The sequence below is a fragment of the Microterricola viridarii genome (assembly GCF_900104895.1).
In the GTDB taxonomy this organism is placed as follows: Bacteria; Actinomycetota; Actinomycetes; order Actinomycetales; family Microbacteriaceae; genus Microterricola; species Microterricola viridarii.
Window position 1 is genome coordinate 1,429,887 of record NZ_LT629742.1, and the last position, 18,769, is coordinate 1,448,655.

Sequence of the window (18,769 nt, forward strand, 5' to 3'; positions counted from 1 at the left end):
TCAGGCGGCCCGGCTAAGATTGTGCCTCGTGACTCCCGCAGAACTTTCTCAGTCCCTCGTCGGCATCGTTCAGAGCATTGTCGACGGCCGACGATCGGCAGAGCAGGGCGAGAACGGCGCTGCGGATGCCGCAGCGCCGGTGATCACCGCCGCCGACGTCGTCCTGGAGCGCCCGAAGAACCGCGACCACGGCGACTGGGCATCCAACATCGCCATGAAGCTGGCCAAGCCGCTCGGCGCCAACCCGCGCGAGCTCGCCACCGAGATCGCCGCCGCCGCCGCGGGCATCGACGGCATCGCCAGCGCCGAGGTCGCCGGGCCCGGCTTCATCAACTTCCGCATCGACGCGGCCGCAGCCGGCGCCCTGGCCCGGGCCATCGTCGAGGCCGGCAAGGCCTACGGCACGAGCGACTCGCTCGCCGGCAGCACCATCAACCTCGAGTTCGTCTCGGCCAACCCGACCGGCCCGCTGCACATCGGCCACACCCGCTGGGCCGCGCTCGGCGACTCCATCGGCCGGGTGCTCCGCGCCGCCGGTGCCACCGTCGCCAACGAGTACTACATCAACGACGCCGGCAACCAGATGCAGAACTTCGGCGCATCCGTGCTGGCCGCCGCGAAGGGCGAGCCCACCCCGGAGGGCGGCTACCCCGGCGCCTACATCGCGACGCTCGCCGAGCAGGTGCTCGCCCGCGAGCCCAAGCTGCTCGAGTTCGATGACGCCATCGCGCTGCACACCGCCACCGAGATCGCCTACGAGCTGCAGCTCGCCGAGATCAAGGCCTCGCTCGACCGCTTCAACGTGCACTTCGACGTGTGGACCAGCGAGCGCACCCTGCACGCCCCCGGCGAGGACGGCATCTCCGACATCGACACCGCCGTGGAGCGCCTGCGCGCCCAGGGCCACGTGTACGAGGAGGACGACGCCGTCTGGGTGCGCACCACCGACTTCGGCGACGACAAGGATCGCGTCATCCGCCGCGGCAACGGCATCTACACCTACTTCGCCGCAGATGCCGCCCTCTACCTCGACAAGGGCGACCGCGGCTTCCAGCACAAGATCTACCTGCTCGGCGCCGACCACCACGGCTACGTGCACCGCCTCAAGGCCCTCGCCGGCGCCGCCGGCGACGACCCGGAGAAGGACGTCGAGGTGCTCATCGGCCAGCTGGTCAGCATCAACGGCGCCAAACTCTCCAAGCGCGCGGGCAACATCATCGAGCTCGACGACCTGCAGGCCTGGCTCGGCACCGACGCGCTGCGCTACACGCTCGGCCGCTACCCGGCGGACTCCCCGCTGACCATCGACCCCGAGATCCTGCAGCGCCGCACCAACGACAACCCCGTCTTCTATGTGCAGTACGTGCACGCCCGCACCACGGGTGTCGCCCGCAACGCGCTGGCCGCCGGCGTCGACCGCAGCGTGTTCGCCCCCGAACTGCTCGACCACGAGAGCGAGTCCGCCTTGCTCGGCGGCCTGCAGGAGTTCCCGCGCATCGTCGCCCAGGCGGCCACGCTGCGCGAGCCGCACCGCGTCGCCCGCTACCTCGAGGAGCTGGCCGGCCTGTACCACCGCTGGTACGACAGCTGCCGCGTCACCCCGCTCGGCGAGGAACCGGTCGGCGATGTGCACCGCACCCGCCTCTGGCTGAACGACGCGACCGGCCAGGTCATCAGGAACGGCCTCGCCCTGCTGGGCGTCAGCGCGCCGGAGCGGATGTAGTCATGTCGGAGGCGCTGGGCGCGACAGAGACCGGAACCGGGGCGAGAAGGCGCCGGAATCCGCTCACGATCGTGCTCAGCGTTCTGATCGGACTCGGCGTGCTCGTCGCGGTGTTCTTCATCGCCGACGGCATCGCCCGCGGCGTGGCCGAGCGCCGCGTCGCCGAGGAGATCGTCGCGCAACTGCCGCACGGCGTCGTCGCCAGCCCGAGCGTGCACATCGGCGGCACCAGCGTGATCGCGCAGTACCTGGGCGGCCGCTTCGAAGACGTCACCGTCTCGGCCCCGGATGCCGTCGTCGACGGCATCCCCGCCGACGTCACGCTGCAGGCCAACGGCTTCCCCGTCGACACCACCCAGCCCGTCGACACGCTGACCGGAACGGTCACGCTCAGCGAGGACGCGCTGAACACCCTGGTGGAGCGCACCGCCCCGAACTCCGCCGTGCAGCTCGGCTCCGGCGAGCTCAGCTACGCGGCCGAGGCCAGCTTCTTCGGCTTCACCGTCGGCTACCGGGTGACCGGCGAGCTGCAGGCGGCCGGCGACAGCGTGCTCGTCACCCCCACCGGCGCCGAGGTCACGGCCGGCGGCGGCAGCCTCGACGTCGGCAGGCTCGTCGACCTGATCGTCGGCTCCGAGCCGATCAGCGTCTGCACCGCGCAGTACCTGCCGGTCGGCATCCAGGTCAGCGGCATCGACGTCGTGCCCGGCAGCGCGACGGTGCGCCTCGAGGCGCACGACCTGGTGCTCAACGACGACACCCTCGGCACACTGGGCAGCTGCGCGCCGTAGCCGCCAGGCCCGCGGCCGATTGGCAGGCCCCGCCCGGTTCTCGCTAGTATTTGCCGTACCTCGCCCCGCCGCTCACCTGCGGCAGGCGGCGACCTCTGTTTGCTGGCTTCAGGGACCAATCCGGGTTCGCTCGCCACGCAGTGTGACTCCCACTCGTTCTCTCCGTGAGGTCCTCACCGTGGCCAATTTTGCCCTCGCCCCCGACTGGCTGGCCGTTCCAGTCCAGCCAAACGCCCTGAACCCGGCCATCTGGCCGGCACATGCCGAGCGCACGGATGCCGGTGAGATCAGCATCGCCGGTGTCTCGGCGCGTGCGCTGGCCGCCGAATTCGGCACCCCGCTCTACGTCTTCGACGAGGAGGACGTGCGCTCCCGCGCCGCCCAGATGCGCGAGACCTTCGAGGCGGCCTTCGCCGCCATCGGCACCACTGTTTCCGTTTATTACGCCGGCAAGGCGTTCCTCAGCACGGCCGTCGTCGGCTGGGTGCGCGACGCCGGCCTCCGCGTCGACGTCTGCAGCGGGGGAGAGCTCGCCGTCGCCCTCGCCGGCGGCGCCCCGGCATCCGAGCTCGGCTTCCACGGCAACAACAAGTCCGTCGCCGAGATCGACCGCGCCGTCGCCCTCGGCCTCGGCACCATCGTCATCGACAGCTCGATCGAGATCGAGCGGGTGGCCGCGGCCGCCGCGCGGCTCGGCCGGGTGCAGGCGGTGCGCCTCCGCGTGAACAGCGGCGTGCACGCCCACACCCACGAGTTCCTGGCCACCGCGCACGAGGACCAGAAGTTCGGCATCACGCTCGCCGACGCCCCCGCCGTCGTCGCCGCCATCCGCGCCCACGACAGCCTCGACTTCCGCGGCCTGCACTGCCACATCGGCTCGCAGATCTTCGACGCGGCCGGCTTCGCCGAGTCCGCCGCGCGACTGCTCACCCTTCAGGCCGAGCTGCTCGACGGCGGGCCCGTTCCCGAGCTCAACCTCGGCGGCGGCTTCGGCATCGCCTACACCGAGGCAGACAGCCCAGCCGCCATCGCGGACATCGCCCGCGGCATGGCCGCCGCCGTCGGCGAGCAGTGCGCCCGCCTCGGCATCCCCGTGCCGCACATCGCCATCGAGCCCGGCCGCTCCATCGTCGGCAACGCCGGCGTCACCCTGTACGAGGTCGGCACCACCAAGCAGGTCAGCGTCCCGGATGCCGGCGGCGCCGACACCGACAACACCCGCCTCTACGTGAGCGTCGACGGCGGCATGAGCGACAACGCCCGCCCCGCCCTCTACGGAGCCGACTACACGGTGCGCGTGGCCAACCGCGCCTCCGAGGCGCCCGTGCGCCTGGTGCGGGTCGCCGGCAAGCACTGCGAGTCCGGCGACATCGTCGTGGACGCCGACTACCTGCCGAGCGACGTCACCCCGGGCGACCTGCTCGCCGTCGCCGCGACCGGCGCCTACTGCTTCTCGCTCTCCAACAACTACAACTACCTCACCCGCCCGCCCGTCGTGGCCGTCAAGGCCGGCTCAGCCCGCCTCATCGTCCGCGGCGAGACCGAGGCCGACCTGCTCGCCCGCGACCTAGGCGCAGCCGGCTCAACCGTTCAGGAGACCGCACGATGATCGCCTACCGCTCCCTCCGCGTCGCCCTGCTGGGAGGCGGGTCCGTCGGCGCCCAGGTCGCCCGCCTCCTGCTCGAGGAGCAGGAGGAGCTCGCCCTCCGCGTCGGCGCCAAGCTCGAGCTGATCGGCATCGCCGTGCGCGACGTCAACGCCGAGCGCACCGTCGACCTGCCCCGCGAGCTGTTCACCACGGATGCCGAATCGCTCATCCTCGGCGCTGACGTCGTGATCGAGCTGATGGGCGGCATCGAGCCGGCCCGCACCCTCATCCTGCAGGCGCTCGGATCCGGCGCCGATGTTGTCACCGCCAACAAGGCCCTGATCGCCACCCACGGCCCGGAGCTCTTCGCCCTGGCCGAGCAGGTCGGCGCGCAGCTCAACTACGAGGCGGCCGTCGGCGGCGCCATCCCGATCATCCGGCCGCTGCGCGACAGCCTCGCCGGCGACACCGTGCTGCGCATCCTCGGCATCGTCAACGGCACCACGAACTTCATCCTCGACCAGATGGACTCGACCGGCGCCACGCTGGAGGACGCCCTCGCCACGGCGACGGCGCTCGGCTATGCAGAGGCAGACCCGACCGCCGACATCGGCGGTTACGACGCCGCCCAGAAGGCCGCCATCCTGGCCGGACTCGCCTTCCACACCTCGGTGCCGATCGACTCCGTCTACCGCGAGGGCATCACCGGGATCACGGCCGAGCAGATCGCCTCCGCCCAGAAGGCCGGCTACGTCGTCAAGCTGCTCGCCGTCTGCGAGCGCGTCACCGACCCCGCCACCGGCATCGAGGGCGTCTCCGCCCGCGTGCACCCCGCCATGGTTCCGCGCGACCACCCGCTGGCCGCCGTCCGCGGCGCGAACAACGCCGTCTTCGTCGAGGCGGAGTCGGCCGGCAGCCTGATGTTCTACGGCGCGGGCGCCGGGGGAGTGGAGACGGCATCCGCCGTGCTCGGCGACCTCGTCTCGCTCGGCCGCAGGCACGTCGCCGGCGGCCCCGGCCTCGGCGAGTCCACCCACTCCGAACTGCCGATCCTCGACATCAGCAGCGTGAGCACCCGCTACTCGGTCACCCTCGAGGTCACCGACGAGCCCGGCGTCCTGGCCGCCATCGCCAACGTCTTCGCCGAGAACGGCGTGTCGGTCGAGCTCGTCGAGCAGTCGATCCAGGGCGACGCCGGCACGGCTACCCTTGTGATCGGGACCCACCAAGCCCCCGAGGCCGCGCTCGCGGCCACGGTCGACGCCCTGTCGTCAAACAGTGTTGTGACATCCGTCGCATCCGTCATCAGAGTTGAAGGAGCCCAGCGACCATGAACGCCCAGCCCAGCCCCACTTCACGGCAATGGCGCGGCGTCCTGCGTGAATACGCGGACCGCCTGAATGTGACGGACGCCACCCCCATCATCACCCTGGGCGAGGGCGGGACCCCGCTCATCCCGGCCCCCGCGCTCTCCGCGCGCACCGGTGCCAAGGTGTGGGTCAAGTTCGAGGGGATGAACCCGACCGGCTCCTTCAAGGACCGCGGCATGACGATGGCCATCTCCAAGGCCGTCGAGGCCGGCGCCAAGGCCGTCATCTGCGCCTCCACCGGCAACACCTCCGCCTCGGCCGCCGCCTACGCCGCCCACGCCGGCATCACCGCCGCCGTGCTCGTGCCGGAGGGCAAGATCGCCATGGGCAAGCTCAGCCAGGCGGTCGTGCACAACGGCCAGCTGCTGCAGGTGCAGGGCAACTTCGACGACTGCCTCGACATCGCCCGCGACCTCGCCGCCAACTACCCGGTGCACCTGGTCAACTCGGTCAACAACGACCGCATCGAGGGCCAGAAGACGGCCGCATTCGAGGTGTCCGAGGTTCTCGGCGACGCGCCGGACTTCCACTTCCTGCCCGTCGGCAACGCCGGCAACTACTCGGCGTACTTCCGCGGCTACAGCGAGGACCTCGAGCGCGGCAGCACCACCAAGCTGCCCCGCATGTTCGGCTTCCAGGCCGCCGGCTCCGCACCCATCGTGCTCGGCCACGTCGTGAAGAACCCGGAGACCATCGCCAGCGCCATCCGCATCGGCAACCCGGCATCGTGGGAGATGGCCCTCAACGCCCGCGAGGTCAGCAACGGCTACTTCGGCGCCATCACCGACGAGCGCATCCTCGAGGCGTACCGCATCCTGGCCGCCGAGGTCGGAATCTTCGTCGAGCCCGCCTCCGCCATCAGCGTGGCCGGCCTGCTCGAGCAGGCGGATGCCGGCAACGTCCCCGCCGGCGCGACAGTCGTGCTCACCGTCACCGGCCACGGCCTGAAGGACCCGCAGTGGGCCCTGCAGACCGCAGACGGCGGCACCGTGCAGCCGACCGTCGTCCCCGTCGACACCGCCGAGATCGCCAACGTCCTCGGACTGGGCAAGGCGTGACCGGCGTGATGCCCGGCGCCGGGAGCACGGCAGCGGCGACCCCGCTGCGTGAGCTCGGCGCTCTCATCGACGGCCGCCGCGTCGAGGTCAAGGTTCCCGCCACGACGGCGAACCTCGGCCCCGGCTTCGACACCCTCGGCCTGGCACTGGCCCAGTACGACGACCTCGTCGTGACGGCATCCGCGACCCCCGGCGTCCACGTCGAGGTGCACGGAGTCGGCGCCGGCGAGGTGCCCACCGACGAGACCCACCTCGTCGTCCGCGCCATCGCACACGGCCTCGCCCACTACGGCTACGCGCTGCCGGGGCTGCGCCTCGAGGCGCACAACACCATCCCGCACGGGCGCGGCCTCGGCTCCTCCGGCGCCGCCATCTCGGCCGGCATCATCGCCGCCCGCGGCCTGCTCACCGGCATCGCCGAGATGAGCGATGTGGACGCGCTGGCCCTCGCCACCGACATGGAGGGGCACCCGGACAACGTCGCGCCCGCCCTGTTCGGCGGCCTCACCATCGCCTGGGTCACCCCGGACGGCCCGCAGCACAAGAAGCTCATGGTGCACCGCGGCGTCTCGCCCGTCGTGTTCGTGCCAGAGGCCGAGATGTCCACGGCGCTGGCGCGCAGTCTGCAGCCGGACTCCGTGCCGCACGAGGACGCCGTGTTCAACGTGTCGCGCTCGGCCCTGCTGATCGCCTCCCTGATCCAGAGCCCCGAGCTGCTGCTCGCGGCCACCGAAGACAAACTGCACCAGAACTACCGCGCCGCGGCGATGCCGGAGACGAACCGTCTCATCACGCTGCTGCGGGACGCGGGCCTGCCCGCCGTGGTCTCCGGTGCCGGTCCATCGATTCTGGTGCTGGCGAGCGACCCCAGCCAGCGCCTGATCGCGGCCGAGCTCGTGGCCCAGCACGCGGAGACCCCGTGGCAGGCGCTCATGCTCGCCGTCGACGTGAAGGGAACGGTGCTCGGCGTCAGCTAGACCGAGCCCTCCGTCACCCTGCGACTCCGTTTCACGAGATTCTGCAGATCCGAGCGGATGCCGCGGCCAACAGGCTGCGGCATCCGCTCTCTGTGTTCCAGCTGCCGCCCCCTGCATCATCGACTACGCGGAAAGCGCTCCAACCGCGCCAGGTTGGGGCATCTTTTGCGTAGTCGATGCGCTGCCGGCTGGGAGCAGCCGCCGGTTGCGGCAGGCGGGCACCCCTCCGTGGGCTCGAGGGAGGGTGCGACCGAAGCCAACGCTGCGGGGTGGGGCACCCTTCCGTTGGCTCGAGGGAGCTTGCGACCGAAGCCAACGCTGCGGGGTGGGGCACGCTCTCCCGTTGGCTCGAGGGAGCTTGCGACCGAAGCCAACGCTGCGGGGCACGGTTGCCCGGCGCACCCGGTGCATCCGTTGACTCGTGCGCGGAGCGGGTCGTGCGGGGGGAGGCCGACGAGCAGCGGTCGCTGTTTCGTAGGTTGCCTGGGGAATGGCTGCCGCCTTTCGTGTCGCTTCGCGACACGCCGTTGCCCGCGTGGGAGAAACGCGCAGCCCGAGATGCTAGGGTTGCAGAGCACCCGGTAAACGGCGCCAAAACAGGCGAATCCAGAACCCGGTGTATTTCTAGCAAATCTTGCTTTCGCTCGCGCCAACTGCTCTGCGCGTCATCTCCCTTGATACTCGCTCTCAGAAGCTCGAACGATCAGCTCCCTGGCACCACACTCTCGTTGTGGGCCAGACGGAAGGACCAAGACCCCGTGACTGATGTCAACACTGGCGCCACAGGCGCACACACCCGTACCGAACTGAACGCACTGCGCGTTGCCGAGCTGCAGGCCCTGGCCAACCAGCTGGGCATCAGCGGTGCAGGCAAGCTCCGCAAGGGCGAGCTCATCGATGCGATCTCCGAGACCGAAGCAACGGCCGCCCCGGCAGCCGCTGCCCCGGCCGCCGCAGTGGAGGCCGTCATCGTCGACGCCGCCCCCGTCGCGCCGACCGCGGCCGCTCAGGCCCCGGCAGCCGCACCGGCCGAGTCGCCCGCTGAGGCACCTGCCGCGCAGCCCGTCCGCGCCAAGCGCGGACCGCGCCGTGCCAGCAGCGCGACCGCAGCAGCGGGCCACGTCAACGTGGAGGCCGGCACCGGCCTGGACAGCCTCGTTCCCGCGCTCGACGCCGTCGCAGCCAACAAGGCGAACAAGGCCAACCAGACGAACAAGGCCGGCCAGGCGGGCAAGACCGCCGCGCCGGTCGACGCCGCTGCCCCCGACGCAGTCGCCGCCGACACAACGGCCGCCGACACCACGCCCGCCGGCGCCACCGAGGGCGACGCCAGCGAGAAGCCCGCACAGAACGAGCGTGGCGGCCGCAACCGCCGCCGCAGCTCGCGCGGCGGCGACGCCACCGCGAACGGCGACTCGGGCGAGGCTGCAGAGGCCACCGCGCCCGCCGAGGGCGAGAGCGCCGAGGCCGGCACCAGCGAGGAGCCCCGTCAGGGACGCAACCGCAACCGCAACCGCAACAAGCAGCAGAACGGCGGCGAGCAGGCCGACGGCCAGCAGGGCGAGCGCCAGCAGAACGACCGTCAGCAGGGCGAGCGCCAGGGCAACCAGCGCAACCAGCGCGGCCAGCAGCAGGAGCAGGGCCAGGGCGCCCAGCAGGCGCAGAACCGTGGCGAGCGCGACGGCCGGGGCGAGCGCGAGCTCCTCGACGGCGACCGCGGCGGCCGCAGCCGATTCCGTGACCGCAAGCGTCGCGGTGGTGGCCTCGACGACGACTTCGAGCCCGAGCTCAGCGACGACGACGTGCTCGTTCCCGTTGCCGGCATCCTCGATGTCCTCGACAACTACGCCTTCGTGCGCACCAGCGGCTACCTGCCCGGCCCGAGCGACGTCTACGTCTCGCTCGGCCAGGTCAAGAAGTACAACCTGCGCAAGGGTGACGCCGTCGTCGGCGCCATCCGCCAGCCGCACGAGGGCGACCAGAGCGGCCGCCAGAAGTACAACGCCATCGTCAAGGTCGACTCGATCAACGGCCAGACCGTCGACGAGGCCGCGGCCCGCGTGGAGTTCCAGAAGCTGACCCCGCTCTACCCCCAGGAGCGCCTGCGCCTGGAGACCGAGTCCGGCAAGGTCACTCAGCGCATCATCGACCTGGTGTCGCCGATCGGCAAGGGCCAGCGCGGCCTGATCGTCGCTCCGCCGAAGGCCGGCAAGACCATCGTGCTGCAGCAGATCGCCAGCGCCATCGCGCAGAACAACCCCGAGGTCCACCTCATGGTCGTTCTGGTCGACGAGCGGCCCGAAGAGGTCACCGACATGCAGCGCACCGTCAAGGGTGAGGTCATCGCCTCCACCTTCGACCGCCCGGCAGAAGACCACACCACGGTCGCCGAGCTGGCCATCGAGCGCGCGAAGCGCCTCGTCGAGCTCGGCCACGACGTCGTCGTGCTGCTCGACTCGATCACCCGCCTCGGCCGCGCCTACAACCTCGCCTCGCCGGCATCCGGCCGGATCCTCTCCGGTGGCGTCGACGCGGCAGCGCTCTACCCGCCGAAGCGCTTCTTCGGTGCCGCCCGCAACATCGAGAACGGTGGCTCGCTCACCATCCTGGCCACCGCGCTCATCGAGACCGGCTCCAAGATGGACGAGGTCATCTTCGAGGAGTTCAAGGGCACCGGCAACATGGAGCTGCGCCTGTCCCGCCAGCTCGCCGACAAGCGCATCTTCCCGGCCGTCGATGTGAACGCATCCGGCACCCGCCGCGAAGAGATGCTGATGAGCGCCGACGAGGTCAAGATCACCTGGAAGCTGCGCCGTGCCCTCGCCGGCCTCGAGCAGCAGCAGGCCCTCGAGGCCGTCCTCGGGCGCCTCAAGGAGACCCAGTCCAACGTCGAGTTCCTCATGCAGGTGCAGAAGACCATGCCGGCGGGCACCGCCGGTCACGAGAACGACCACCGCTAGCTCTCTGTCAGAACCCGTCTGGGCCCGCGGATGCACGATCGTGCATCCGCGGGGCAGGCGGGTTCTTGTCGTTGAGGGAGAATGAGTCACGGAGGAAGCAATGTTTGAATCAGTCCAGGTCCTGTTCAAGGAGCACGCCGATCTGCAGGAGCAGCTCGCCGACCCCGCGCTGCACGCCGACGCGGCACGCGCCAAGAAGGTGAACCGGCGCTACGCCGAGCTCTCCAAGATCGTCGCCGCCCACGAGGGCTGGGTGCAGGCGCAGGACGACCTCGCCGCAGCCAAGGAGCTGGCCAAGGAGGACGACGCCTTCGCCGAGGAGCTCCCCGCCATGGAGGAGCACCTGGCCACCGCGCAGGAGAAGCTGCGCCGCCTGCTGATTCCCCGCGACCCGGATGACGGCCGCGACGTGATCATGGAGATCAAGGGTGGAGAGGGCGGCGCGGAGAGCGCGCTGTTCGCCGCCGACCTGCTCCGCATGTACATGCAGTACGCCGCCTCCAAGGGCTGGAAGACGGAGATGATCGAGAGCGACGAGAGCGATCTCGGCGGCTACAAGAACGTCCAGATCGCCATCAAGTCCAACGCCACAGACCCGTCGCAGGGCGTCTGGGCGCACCTCAAGTACGAGGGCGGCGTGCACCGCGTGCAGCGCGTGCCCGCGACCGAGACCCAGGGCCGAATCCACACCTCGACGACCGGCGTGCTGGTCTTCCCCGAGGTCGACGAGCCGGAGGAGGTCGAGATCCACGCGAACGACCTCAAGATCGACGTCTACCGCTCCAGCGGCCCCGGCGGCCAGTCGGTCAACACGACCGACTCCGCCGTGCGCATCACGCACCTCCCGACCGGCATCGTCGTGGCCATGCAGAACGAGAAGAGCCAGCTGCAGAACCGCGAGGCCGGCATGCGCGTGCTGCGCGCCCGCATCCTGGCCCGCCGCCAGGAGGAGCAGGCAGAGCTCGACAGCGCCAAGCGCAAGACGCAGATCCGCACCATGGACCGGTCAGAGCGCATCCGCACGTACAACTTCCCGGAGAACCGCATCGCGGATCACCGCACCGGCTACAAGGCGTACAACCTGGACTCCGTCATGAACGGCGCCCTCGACCCCGTCATCGAGTCGGCGATCCACGCCGACGAGGAGGCGCGCCTGGCCGACATCGGCGACCAGGGCTAGTCACCCGCGCCCGCGCGGATGCACCCTCCAGTGGCGCAGCAGGCTTCGGCCGGCTGCGCCACTGCTGTCCCCGCCGTCTGTTGCGCCCGCTCCCCGCGTGCGCACGCGCACAACCCGTTCGCGACTGCGTGCAGTAGTGTCGGCAGCACGGAGTCACACTGGCCCCCGTGAGCGGATGAGCACATGCTTCCAACGCACGAAACGGTTCTCGGTGTGCTCGGCACATCGCGCAAGCCCGATGAACGTCGAGTCCCCATCCATCCGGCGCACTTCGAGCGCATCGCGGAGCCGCTGCGCCAGCGCATCGTCGTCGAGGAGGGCTACGGCCGGCATTTCGGGGTCGGCGACGCCGAGATCGCCCCCTTCGTCGGAGCGATCCGCAGCCGCGCCGAGGTGATTGCGGCGGCAGACGTCGTGCTCCTTCCCAAACCCCAGCTCGAGGACGTCGCAGCGCTTCGCGACGGACAGACGCTGTGGGGCTGGCCGCACTGCGTGCAGGACGCCGCCCTCACCCAGCTGGCCGTCGACAAGCGACTCACCCTCATCGCCTTTGAAGCCATGAACCACTGGCAGAGCGACGGGGGCTTCGGCCTGCACGTGTTCCACAAGAACAATGAGATCGCCGGGTACAGTTCTGTGCTGCATGCCCTGGCCCTCTGCGGCTCGACGGGGGACTACGGGCGCAGGCTCACCGCCGTCGTGATCGGCTTCGGTGCCACCGCCCGCGGGGCCGTCACCGCGCTGAACGCGCTCGGCATCCACGATGTGCGCGTGCTCACCAACCGCCGCGTCGCATCGGTCGCCGCACCGATCCACTCCGCGCAGATCGTGCAGTTCGACCACGACGACGGCCCGTACCTCAGCGAGGTCATCACCGACGACGGCCGGGTGCCGCTCGCCCCGTTCCTGGCCGAGAGCGACATCGTCGTCAACTGCACGCTGCAGGATCCGAATGCTCCGCTTCTCTACCTGCGCACGGCCGACCTCGGCGCATTCCGGCCCGGCAGCCTCATCATCGACGTCTCCTGCGACGACGGCATGGCCTTTGACTGGGCGCGGTCGACGAGCTTCGCGGAGCCGATGTTCACGGTGGGCGGCAGCATCAACTACTACGCGGTCGACCACAGCCCGTCCTACCTGTTCAACTCCGCCAGCTGGGAGATCAGCGAGGCGCTGCTGCCGTTCCTCGGCGGCGTCATGGGCGGTCCGGCGGCCTGGGCGGGCAACGAGACGATCAGCCGCGCCGTCGAGATCGAGAGGGGCGTCATCGCGAACCCCGCGATCCTGGCATTCCAGCATCGGGCGGCCGAGTACCCGCATCCGCGCGACGCCGGCGATCCGCACGCTGCACTACCGATGGGGGAGGACCGCAGCTAGGTTCTGCACCGCACCGTCGGCGCGAGGGGGCAACCATGGAACTGCAGAACATCCTGCTGGGTCTCGTCACCATCGGTGGTGTGATCGCGGCGGGCATCTGGGTACTCAAGACACTCTTCGACGCGGAGATGCCGAGCGTGGAGAGACTCATCTGGCTGCTCATCATCCTGATGTTCCCGCTGGTCGGGGCGCTGATCTGGCAGAGCTGGGGCCGGGACTCACTGCGCCAGCGCCTGGACGCCGGCCCCGGCAATGCGGCGGCGTTCCGAAAAGAGGAGGCCCCGGACTGACGCCGGGCCCGACCGGCCCTCACTTCGGATGCCGCGGCTAGATGCTCCAGTCGTGCACGCCGCGGGCGGCGTCCATCGTCTCGGGCTTCAGGGGCCGGATGTGCGCGGGAACGCCGACGATCAGCGAGTGCGGTGGGGCGTCCTTGCTCATCACCGCGTTCGCGCCGATCGTGCTCCACGCGCCGATGACGATGTCGCCGAGCACCTTCGCGCCGGCTCCGACGGTCACCCCGTCCTCGAGGGTCGGGTGCCGCTTCTGCCCGGGCTTGATGCCGTGCAGGCTCTTCCCGCCCAGTGTGACCCCGTGGTAGAGCATGACGTCGTCGCCGAGCACCGCCGTCTCGCCGATCACGACCCCCATCCCGTGGTCGATGAACAGCCGGCGGCCGATCGTCGCGCCCGGATGAATCTCGATGCCGGTGGCGAACCGGGTGAGCTGGGAGAGCAGGCGCGCGGGCAGGCGGATGCCGCGCTGCCAGAGCGTGTGCGCGAGCCGGTAGCTCCACACGGCGTGCAGCCCGGAGTAGGCGAGGAAGATCTCCGCATTGCTCCGGGCAGCCGGGTCATGGGCCCTGGCCGTTGCCACGTCTTCCCGGAGCGCTGCGAAGAAGGTCATTCCGTTAGTCAAGCAGGTCTTCGTAGAGAACGGTGCTCACGTAGCGCTCACCGAAGTCGGGCACGACGACGACGATCGTCTTGCCGGCGTTCTCCGGGCGCTTGGCGACCTCGAGCGCCGCCCAGACGGCCGCGCCGGAGGAGATGCCGCCGAGGATCGCCTCGTCGGTGGCCAGCCGGCGCGCGGTGGCGATGGCATCCGGGGTGGCCACGTCGATGACCTCGTCGTAGACGGTGGTGTCCAGGATCGCGGGGACGAAGTTCGCGCCGAGGCCCTGGATCTTGTGCGGGCCCGGGGTGCCGCCGGTGAGGATGGGGGAGTCCAGCGGCTCGACGGCGATCACCTGCAGCCCGGGCTTGCGCTCCTTGAGCAGGCCGCCCGCGCCGGTGATGGTGCCGCCGGTGCCGATGCCGGCCACGAAGATGTCGACGGCGCCGTCGGTGTCGGCCCAGATCTCCTCGCCCGTGGTCGCGCGGTGGATGGCGGGGTTGGCCGGGTTGGCGAACTGGCTGGCGAGGATCGCGCCGGGGGTCTCGGCGACGATCTGCTCCGCCCGCTCCACGGCGCCGCGCATGCCGTCGGCGCCGGGGGTGAGCACGAGCTGAGCGCCGTAGGCGCGCAGCAGCACGCGGCGCTCCTTGCTCATCGACTCCGGCATGGTCAGGATGACCTTGTAGCCGCGCGCGGCGCCGACGAGGGCGAGCGCGATGCCCGTGTTGCCGCTGGTTCCCTCGACGATGGTGCCGCCGGGCTGCAGCTGGCCGGAGGCCTCGGCCGCGTTGATGATGGCGGCGCCGATGCGGTCCTTCACGCTCGCGGCCGGGCTGTAGAACTCGAGCTTGGCGAGCACCGTGGCCTCGGAGCCGTCGGTGATTCGGTTCAGGCGCACCAAGGGAGTGTTTCCGATGGTGTCGATGATGCTGTCATAGATGCGCGGAGCCATGGGCGAAGCCTTTCGGAGCAGAATCGATCGGGAGACGCGCCCGGAGCAACAATGGCGCGGCGGGATCAACACTAGGGCTCGGGCCCGGCACAGGCGAGTGCGTTACATTCCCCTATGTGAATGTTTCAGCAAACGACACCGCCCGCCCCCTGCGCGAGATCCGCGATGCGGCGGCAGCCGCCCTCGGCTCGGCCGGGATCCTCGACCCGGAGATCGACGCCGAATTGCTGATCGGGCACGTCACAGGGCGCTCCCGCGGCGAGCTGCAGGCGGGCATCGTGATGGACGCCGAGCTGAGCGCCGCGGATGTCGCCGCCCTCGCGCCGCTCGTCGAACGCCGCGCCCGGCGGGAGCCGCTGCAGCACATCACCGGCCTCGCGCCGTTCCGCTCGCTCGAGCTCGCGGTCGGCCCCGGCGTCTTCGTGCCCAGGCCCGAGACCGAGCAGGTCGCCCAGATCGCCATCGACGCCCTGCACGCCGCCGCCGCGCCCAGCCCGATCGGCGTCGACCTCGGCACCGGCAGCGGCGCCATCGCGCTGGCCATGGCCACCGAGGTGCCGCGCGCCCGCATCTGGGCGGTCGAGAACTCGCCAGAGGCCTTCGTCTGGACCAGCCGCAACTTCCGCGAGATGGATGCCGGCAACGCCACCCTCCAATTTGCCGACCTGGCCGACGCGCTGCACGAGCTCGACGGCTCCGTCAGCGTCGTCATCTCCAACCCGCCGTACATCCCGCTGGCCGCCATCCCGCGCGACCCGGAGGTGCGCCTGTTCGACCCGGAGCACGCCCTGTACGGGGGAGAGGACGGCCTCGACGTCGTCCGGCACGTCTCGCAGACCGCGCTCCGGCTGCTGCACCAGGGCGGCACCCTCGTCATCGAGCACGGCGAGCTGCAGGCGGCCGAGATCGCCGCGCTGCTGGAGGCCGACGGCTGGCGCGCGGTGGCCTCCCACCGCGACTTCACCACCCGCGACCGCGCCACCACCGCCCTGCGCTAGCCGCCGCTCGCGAACGCGCCTGCCCCGGCCTCGTGCCCGCCGGCCCAGCGGGACGTGGCGAGGCGATAGTGGCTGGCCTCGGTCAACTCGGCCAGGCGGGCCGGTATCGCGGCCGTTCCCGTGCCGTGCCAGAAGCACACAGGCTGCCTGCAGTAGAATCGTCGGAAATGGCTCCACGCATCTTCGACTGCTCGGTCGACACCGAACTCATGTCCGGAATGAGGCTGGCGCGCTCGGCGATCGGCCGCGGCGCGCTCGTCGTCATGCCCACCGACACGGTGTACGGCATCGCGGCCGACGCCTTCAACCCGGCCGCCGTCCAGCGCCTGCTCGAGGCCAAGGGCCGCGAGCGCAGCTCGCCGCCGCCCGTGCTGATCCCCGGCGTCGCCACGCTCGACGCACTGGCCGCCGAGGTCCCGCAGGCCGTGCGCGAGCTGATCGACGCCTTCTGGCCGGGCGGCCTCACCGTCATCCTGCGCGCGCAGCCGTCGCTGAGCTGGGACCTGGGCGAGACCCGGGGCACCGTCGCGCTGCGGATGCCGGCCAACCCGCTGGCCCTCGAACTGCTCAGCGAGACCGGCCCGCTCGCCGTCTCCTCCGCCAACCGCACCGGCATGCCGGCCGCGACCGGCGCCGCCCAGGCCGAGGACATGCTCGGCGAGAGCGTCGAGGTCTACCTCGACGGCGGCGAGTCCGGCGCAGACTACGAGGCGATCGGCGAGCGTGCGGGCGACCTCTCCTCCACGATCGTCGATGCCACCACGCTCGGCCAGCCCGGCGGCGCACTCCGCATCGTGCGCGCCGGTGTCATCTCCCGCGAGCAGATCCACGCCATCGTCGGCGACCTGCTGGCCGGTCCGGACGCGGCCGCGCCGCAGCCCGCAGCCGCGCCAGACGCCGCCGCGACGGACGCCGCCGCGACGGACGCCGCCGCGCCCGAGAGCGCCGCAGAACCCCCGGAGCCGGACGCGTGACCCTGTTCGTGGTGCTCGCGCTGATCTCGGCGCTGGTCACCTTCGGGCTCTCGATGCTGGTGTATCGACTGGCCCACCGCTACAAGCTGTACCCGAAGATCCGCGCGCGCGACGTGCACACCCGGCCGACGCCCCGCCTCGGCGGAATCGCCATGTTCCTCGGCATCGTCGCCGCCTTCGGCGTGGCCTGGCTGATCTCGGCCCAGTTCCCCCCGCTGAAGATCATCTTCGACGACCCGGCCCAGATCCTCGCCATCCTCGGCGGCGCCCTGCTGATCGTGCTGATCGGCGTCGCCGACGACATCTGGGACCTCGACTGGATGACGAAGCTCGCCGGCCAGTTCCTCGCCGCCGGCCTCATCGCCTGGAAGGGCGTGCAGGTCTACGCCCTGCCGCTCGGCGGCGTGACGGCGATCGGCTCCTCCTGGATCTCGCTCATCATCACCGTGTTCGCCATCGTGCTGGTGATGAACGCCATCAACTTCATCGACGGCCTCGACGGCCTCGTCGCCGGCGTCGCGCTGATAGCCAACGGCGTCTTCTTCCTGTACACCTACCTCCTGGTGCAGCAGACCTCTCCGAGCAACTACTTCAACCTGGCCTCGCTGATCGCCGCGCTGCTCGTCGGCGCCTGCGTCGGATTCCTGCCGTTGAACTGGCACCCGGCCCGGCTGTTCATGGGGGATGCGGGCGCGCTGCTGATCGGGCTGCTGATGGCGACATCCGCCATCGCCGTCACGACCCAGGTCAGCCCGGCCTCGCCGTCGCTGGTCAGCGCCGAGCTGATGCCGGCGTTCATCCCGATCATCCTGCCGTTCGCCGTGCTGCTGGTGCCGCTGCTGGACTTCAGCCTCGCCGTCTTCCGCCGGCTGCGGGCGGGCAAGTCGCCGTTCAGCGCCGACCGCAAGCACCTGCACCACCGCCTGCTCGACATGGGCCACTCGCACCTGCACGCCGTGCTGATCTTCTACGGCTGGACGGCGGTCGCCTCCATCGGCTGCGCGCTGTTCTTCATCCTGCCCGCCTACTTCGGTCTCCCCGCCTGGTGGGCCGCCGTGTTCCTCGTCCTCGGCCTGATCGCCTGCACGGCCGTCACCCTGGCCCCGCTCAGCAAGCGCAAGGCGCTGGAGGCGGCCAGCCAGGCGGCAGCCCCCGATTCCCCGGATGCCGCGGCGACCGCGCCATTCGACCCCCTCGACGAGGCATCCGAGGCGTTCGACGACCTCGACGCCGTCCCCAGCATGGCGAACACCGCCGAAAACCAAACACACAAGGACCAGTCATGACCGGCACCACGCCAGCCAAGCAGCCCGCGAACAACACCCCCTCCTCGAACCCGGTGCTGCGCCGCGCCCTGACGCTCGGCGGTTTCGTCGCGCTCGGCATCGCCGTCGTCGGCGGCTTCATCGGCTTCGTGGTCGACGGGGGAGTGGGCCTGCTCAGCGCGCTGATCGGCACCGGCCTCGCCGTCATCTTCATGGGCGTCACCGCGGCGACGATCCTGCTGGCGAACCGCTTCAGCGGCTCCGACCTCTTCGTCGGCGCCTTCTTCGGCATCGTGCTCGGCGGCTGGCTGCTCAAGTTCGTCGTGTTCCTGGTCGTCGTGATCATCCTCAAGGACCAGGCCTGGGTGAACCCCGTCGTGCTGTTCCTCTCGCTCATCGCCGGCGTCATCGGATCGCTCATCGTCGACGTCCTGGTCATGATGAAATCTCGGATGCCGTACGTCAGCGACGTCACGCTGCCCAACCAGAGCACAGATGAGCGGCCCGAACAAAAATAATTGCCCGGAGAGCCCTTCTCGATTCGGTCACGGCCGCATATCTTGCTAGAGTGAGTCCAGTTCCCCCCGGTTTCGACACAGCTTGACCGTGTCTGAAAACGGTTCCCATCGTTCGTTGTTGCGAGAGCCGAGCTCCACGCC

At 70.4% G+C, this 18,769-nt stretch carries 16 protein-coding genes; 14 read left to right on the top strand and 2 right to left on the bottom strand.

The genetic code is table 11. The annotated features are described in order from the left end of the window. Positions 1-28 precede the first annotated feature (28 nt). From BLT62_RS06525 to BLT62_RS06570, 10 genes are all read left to right on the top strand, one after another. On the top strand, positions 29-1,723 hold the full coding sequence (locus BLT62_RS06525) for an arginine--tRNA ligase (RefSeq protein WP_083363335.1): 1,695 nt from the start codon (positions 29-31) through the stop codon (positions 1,721-1,723). 2 nt (positions 1,724-1,725) lie between these two features. Beyond that, positions 1,726-2,514, top strand: coding sequence for an LmeA family phospholipid-binding protein (locus tag BLT62_RS06530; RefSeq protein WP_083363336.1), 789 nt, complete (start codon positions 1,726-1,728; stop codon positions 2,512-2,514). A gap of 178 nt (positions 2,515-2,692) precedes the next feature. Continuing rightward, on the top strand, positions 2,693-4,123 hold the full coding sequence (lysA, locus tag BLT62_RS06535) for a diaminopimelate decarboxylase (protein ID WP_083363337.1): 1,431 nt from the start codon (positions 2,693-2,695) through the stop codon (positions 4,121-4,123). Next, positions 4,120-5,436 carry a homoserine dehydrogenase gene (locus tag BLT62_RS06540; RefSeq protein ID WP_083363338.1) on the top strand — a complete coding sequence of 439 codons (1,317 nt, stop codon included), beginning with the start codon at positions 4,120-4,122 and terminating at the stop codon, positions 5,434-5,436. The genes lysA and BLT62_RS06540 overlap by 4 nt, the downstream gene beginning before the upstream one ends. Further along, the gene (gene thrC, locus BLT62_RS06545) at positions 5,433-6,530 is read left to right on the top strand and encodes a threonine synthase (protein ID WP_083363339.1); all 1,098 of its coding nucleotides are present in this window, start codon (positions 5,433-5,435) and stop codon (positions 6,528-6,530) included. Before BLT62_RS06540 ends, thrC begins: the two co-directional genes overlap by 4 nt. 8 nt (positions 6,531-6,538) lie before the next feature. Further along, entirely contained in the window at positions 6,539-7,507 is a 969-nt protein-coding gene (gene thrB, locus BLT62_RS06550; RefSeq protein WP_083365343.1) for a homoserine kinase, read from the top strand. 758 nt (positions 7,508-8,265) lie between these two features. Then, complete coding sequence (gene rho, locus BLT62_RS06555; protein WP_083363340.1) at positions 8,266-10,467, top strand: transcription termination factor Rho; 2,202 nt, start codon at positions 8,266-8,268, stop codon at positions 10,465-10,467. A gap of 100 nt (positions 10,468-10,567) precedes the next feature. Next, on the top strand, positions 10,568-11,647 hold the full coding sequence (gene prfA / locus BLT62_RS06560) for a peptide chain release factor 1 (RefSeq protein ID WP_083363341.1): 1,080 nt from the start codon (positions 10,568-10,570) through the stop codon (positions 11,645-11,647). 183 nt (positions 11,648-11,830) lie between these two features. Then, entirely contained in the window at positions 11,831-13,024 is a 1,194-nt protein-coding gene (locus BLT62_RS06565) for a N(5)-(carboxyethyl)ornithine synthase (protein WP_083363342.1), read from the top strand. A 35-nt stretch (positions 13,025-13,059) separates the two neighbouring features. Further along, a complete protein-coding gene (locus BLT62_RS06570) occupies positions 13,060-13,314 on the top strand; it encodes a PLDc N-terminal domain-containing protein (RefSeq protein ID WP_083363343.1) in 255 nt (84 codons plus the stop codon). A gap of 37 nt (positions 13,315-13,351) precedes the next feature. Here the strand turns inward: BLT62_RS06570 and epsC are convergent, their stop codons facing one another. After that, entirely contained in the window at positions 13,352-13,930 is a 579-nt protein-coding gene (gene epsC, locus BLT62_RS06575) for a serine O-acetyltransferase EpsC (RefSeq protein WP_083363344.1), read from the bottom strand. Positions 13,931-13,934: 4 nt separating this feature from the next. Next, positions 13,935-14,873, bottom strand: coding sequence for a cysteine synthase A (cysK, locus tag BLT62_RS06580; protein ID WP_083363345.1), 939 nt, complete (start codon positions 14,871-14,873; stop codon positions 13,935-13,937). 116 nt (positions 14,874-14,989) lie between these two features. Between cysK and prmC the strand changes: the two genes are divergently transcribed. From prmC to BLT62_RS06600, 4 genes are all read left to right on the top strand, one after another. Further along, a complete protein-coding gene (gene prmC, locus BLT62_RS06585; protein ID WP_083363346.1) occupies positions 14,990-15,871 on the top strand; it encodes a peptide chain release factor N(5)-glutamine methyltransferase in 882 nt (293 codons plus the stop codon). Positions 15,872-16,038: 167 nt separating this feature from the next. Beyond that, positions 16,039-16,845: an L-threonylcarbamoyladenylate synthase gene (locus BLT62_RS06590; protein ID WP_083363347.1), complete on the top strand. Its 807-nt coding sequence runs from the start codon at positions 16,039-16,041 to the stop codon at positions 16,843-16,845. After that, positions 16,842-18,131 carry an MraY family glycosyltransferase gene (locus tag BLT62_RS06595; protein ID WP_083363348.1) on the top strand — a complete coding sequence of 430 codons (1,290 nt, stop codon included), beginning with the start codon at positions 16,842-16,844 and terminating at the stop codon, positions 18,129-18,131. Before BLT62_RS06590 ends, BLT62_RS06595 begins: the two co-directional genes overlap by 4 nt. Further along, on the top strand, positions 18,128-18,628 hold the full coding sequence (locus tag BLT62_RS06600) for a hypothetical protein (RefSeq protein ID WP_083363349.1): 501 nt from the start codon (positions 18,128-18,130) through the stop codon (positions 18,626-18,628). The genes BLT62_RS06595 and BLT62_RS06600 overlap by 4 nt, the downstream gene beginning before the upstream one ends. The last annotated feature ends 141 nt before the right edge of the window (positions 18,629-18,769 follow it).

Excerpts from the sequence above, each read along its gene's own strand:
- BLT62_RS06530 (WP_083363336.1), top strand. The coding sequence starts at position 1,726 with ATGTCGGAGGCGCTGGGCGCGACAGAGACCGGAACCGGGGCGAGAAGG.
- BLT62_RS06540 (WP_083363338.1), top strand. The coding sequence starts at position 4,120 with ATGATCGCCTACCGCTCCCTCCGCGTCGCCCTGCTGGGAGGCGGGTCC.
- thrC (WP_083363339.1), top strand. The coding sequence starts at position 5,433 with ATGAACGCCCAGCCCAGCCCCACTTCACGGCAATGGCGCGGCGTCCTG.
- thrB (WP_083365343.1), top strand. The coding sequence starts at position 6,539 with ATGCCCGGCGCCGGGAGCACGGCAGCGGCGACCCCGCTGCGTGAGCTC.
- prfA (WP_083363341.1), top strand. The coding sequence starts at position 10,568 with ATGTTTGAATCAGTCCAGGTCCTGTTCAAGGAGCACGCCGATCTGCAG.
- BLT62_RS06565 (WP_083363342.1), top strand. The coding sequence starts at position 11,831 with ATGCTTCCAACGCACGAAACGGTTCTCGGTGTGCTCGGCACATCGCGC.
- BLT62_RS06570 (WP_083363343.1), top strand. The coding sequence starts at position 13,060 with ATGGAACTGCAGAACATCCTGCTGGGTCTCGTCACCATCGGTGGTGTG.
- epsC (WP_083363344.1), bottom strand. The coding sequence starts at position 13,930 with ATGACCTTCTTCGCAGCGCTCCGGGAAGACGTGGCAACGGCCAGGGCC.
- cysK (WP_083363345.1), bottom strand. The coding sequence starts at position 14,873 with ATGGCTCCGCGCATCTATGACAGCATCATCGACACCATCGGAAACACT.
- BLT62_RS06590 (WP_083363347.1), top strand. The coding sequence starts at position 16,039 with ATGGCTCCACGCATCTTCGACTGCTCGGTCGACACCGAACTCATGTCC.
- BLT62_RS06600 (WP_083363349.1), top strand. The coding sequence starts at position 18,128 with ATGACCGGCACCACGCCAGCCAAGCAGCCCGCGAACAACACCCCCTCC.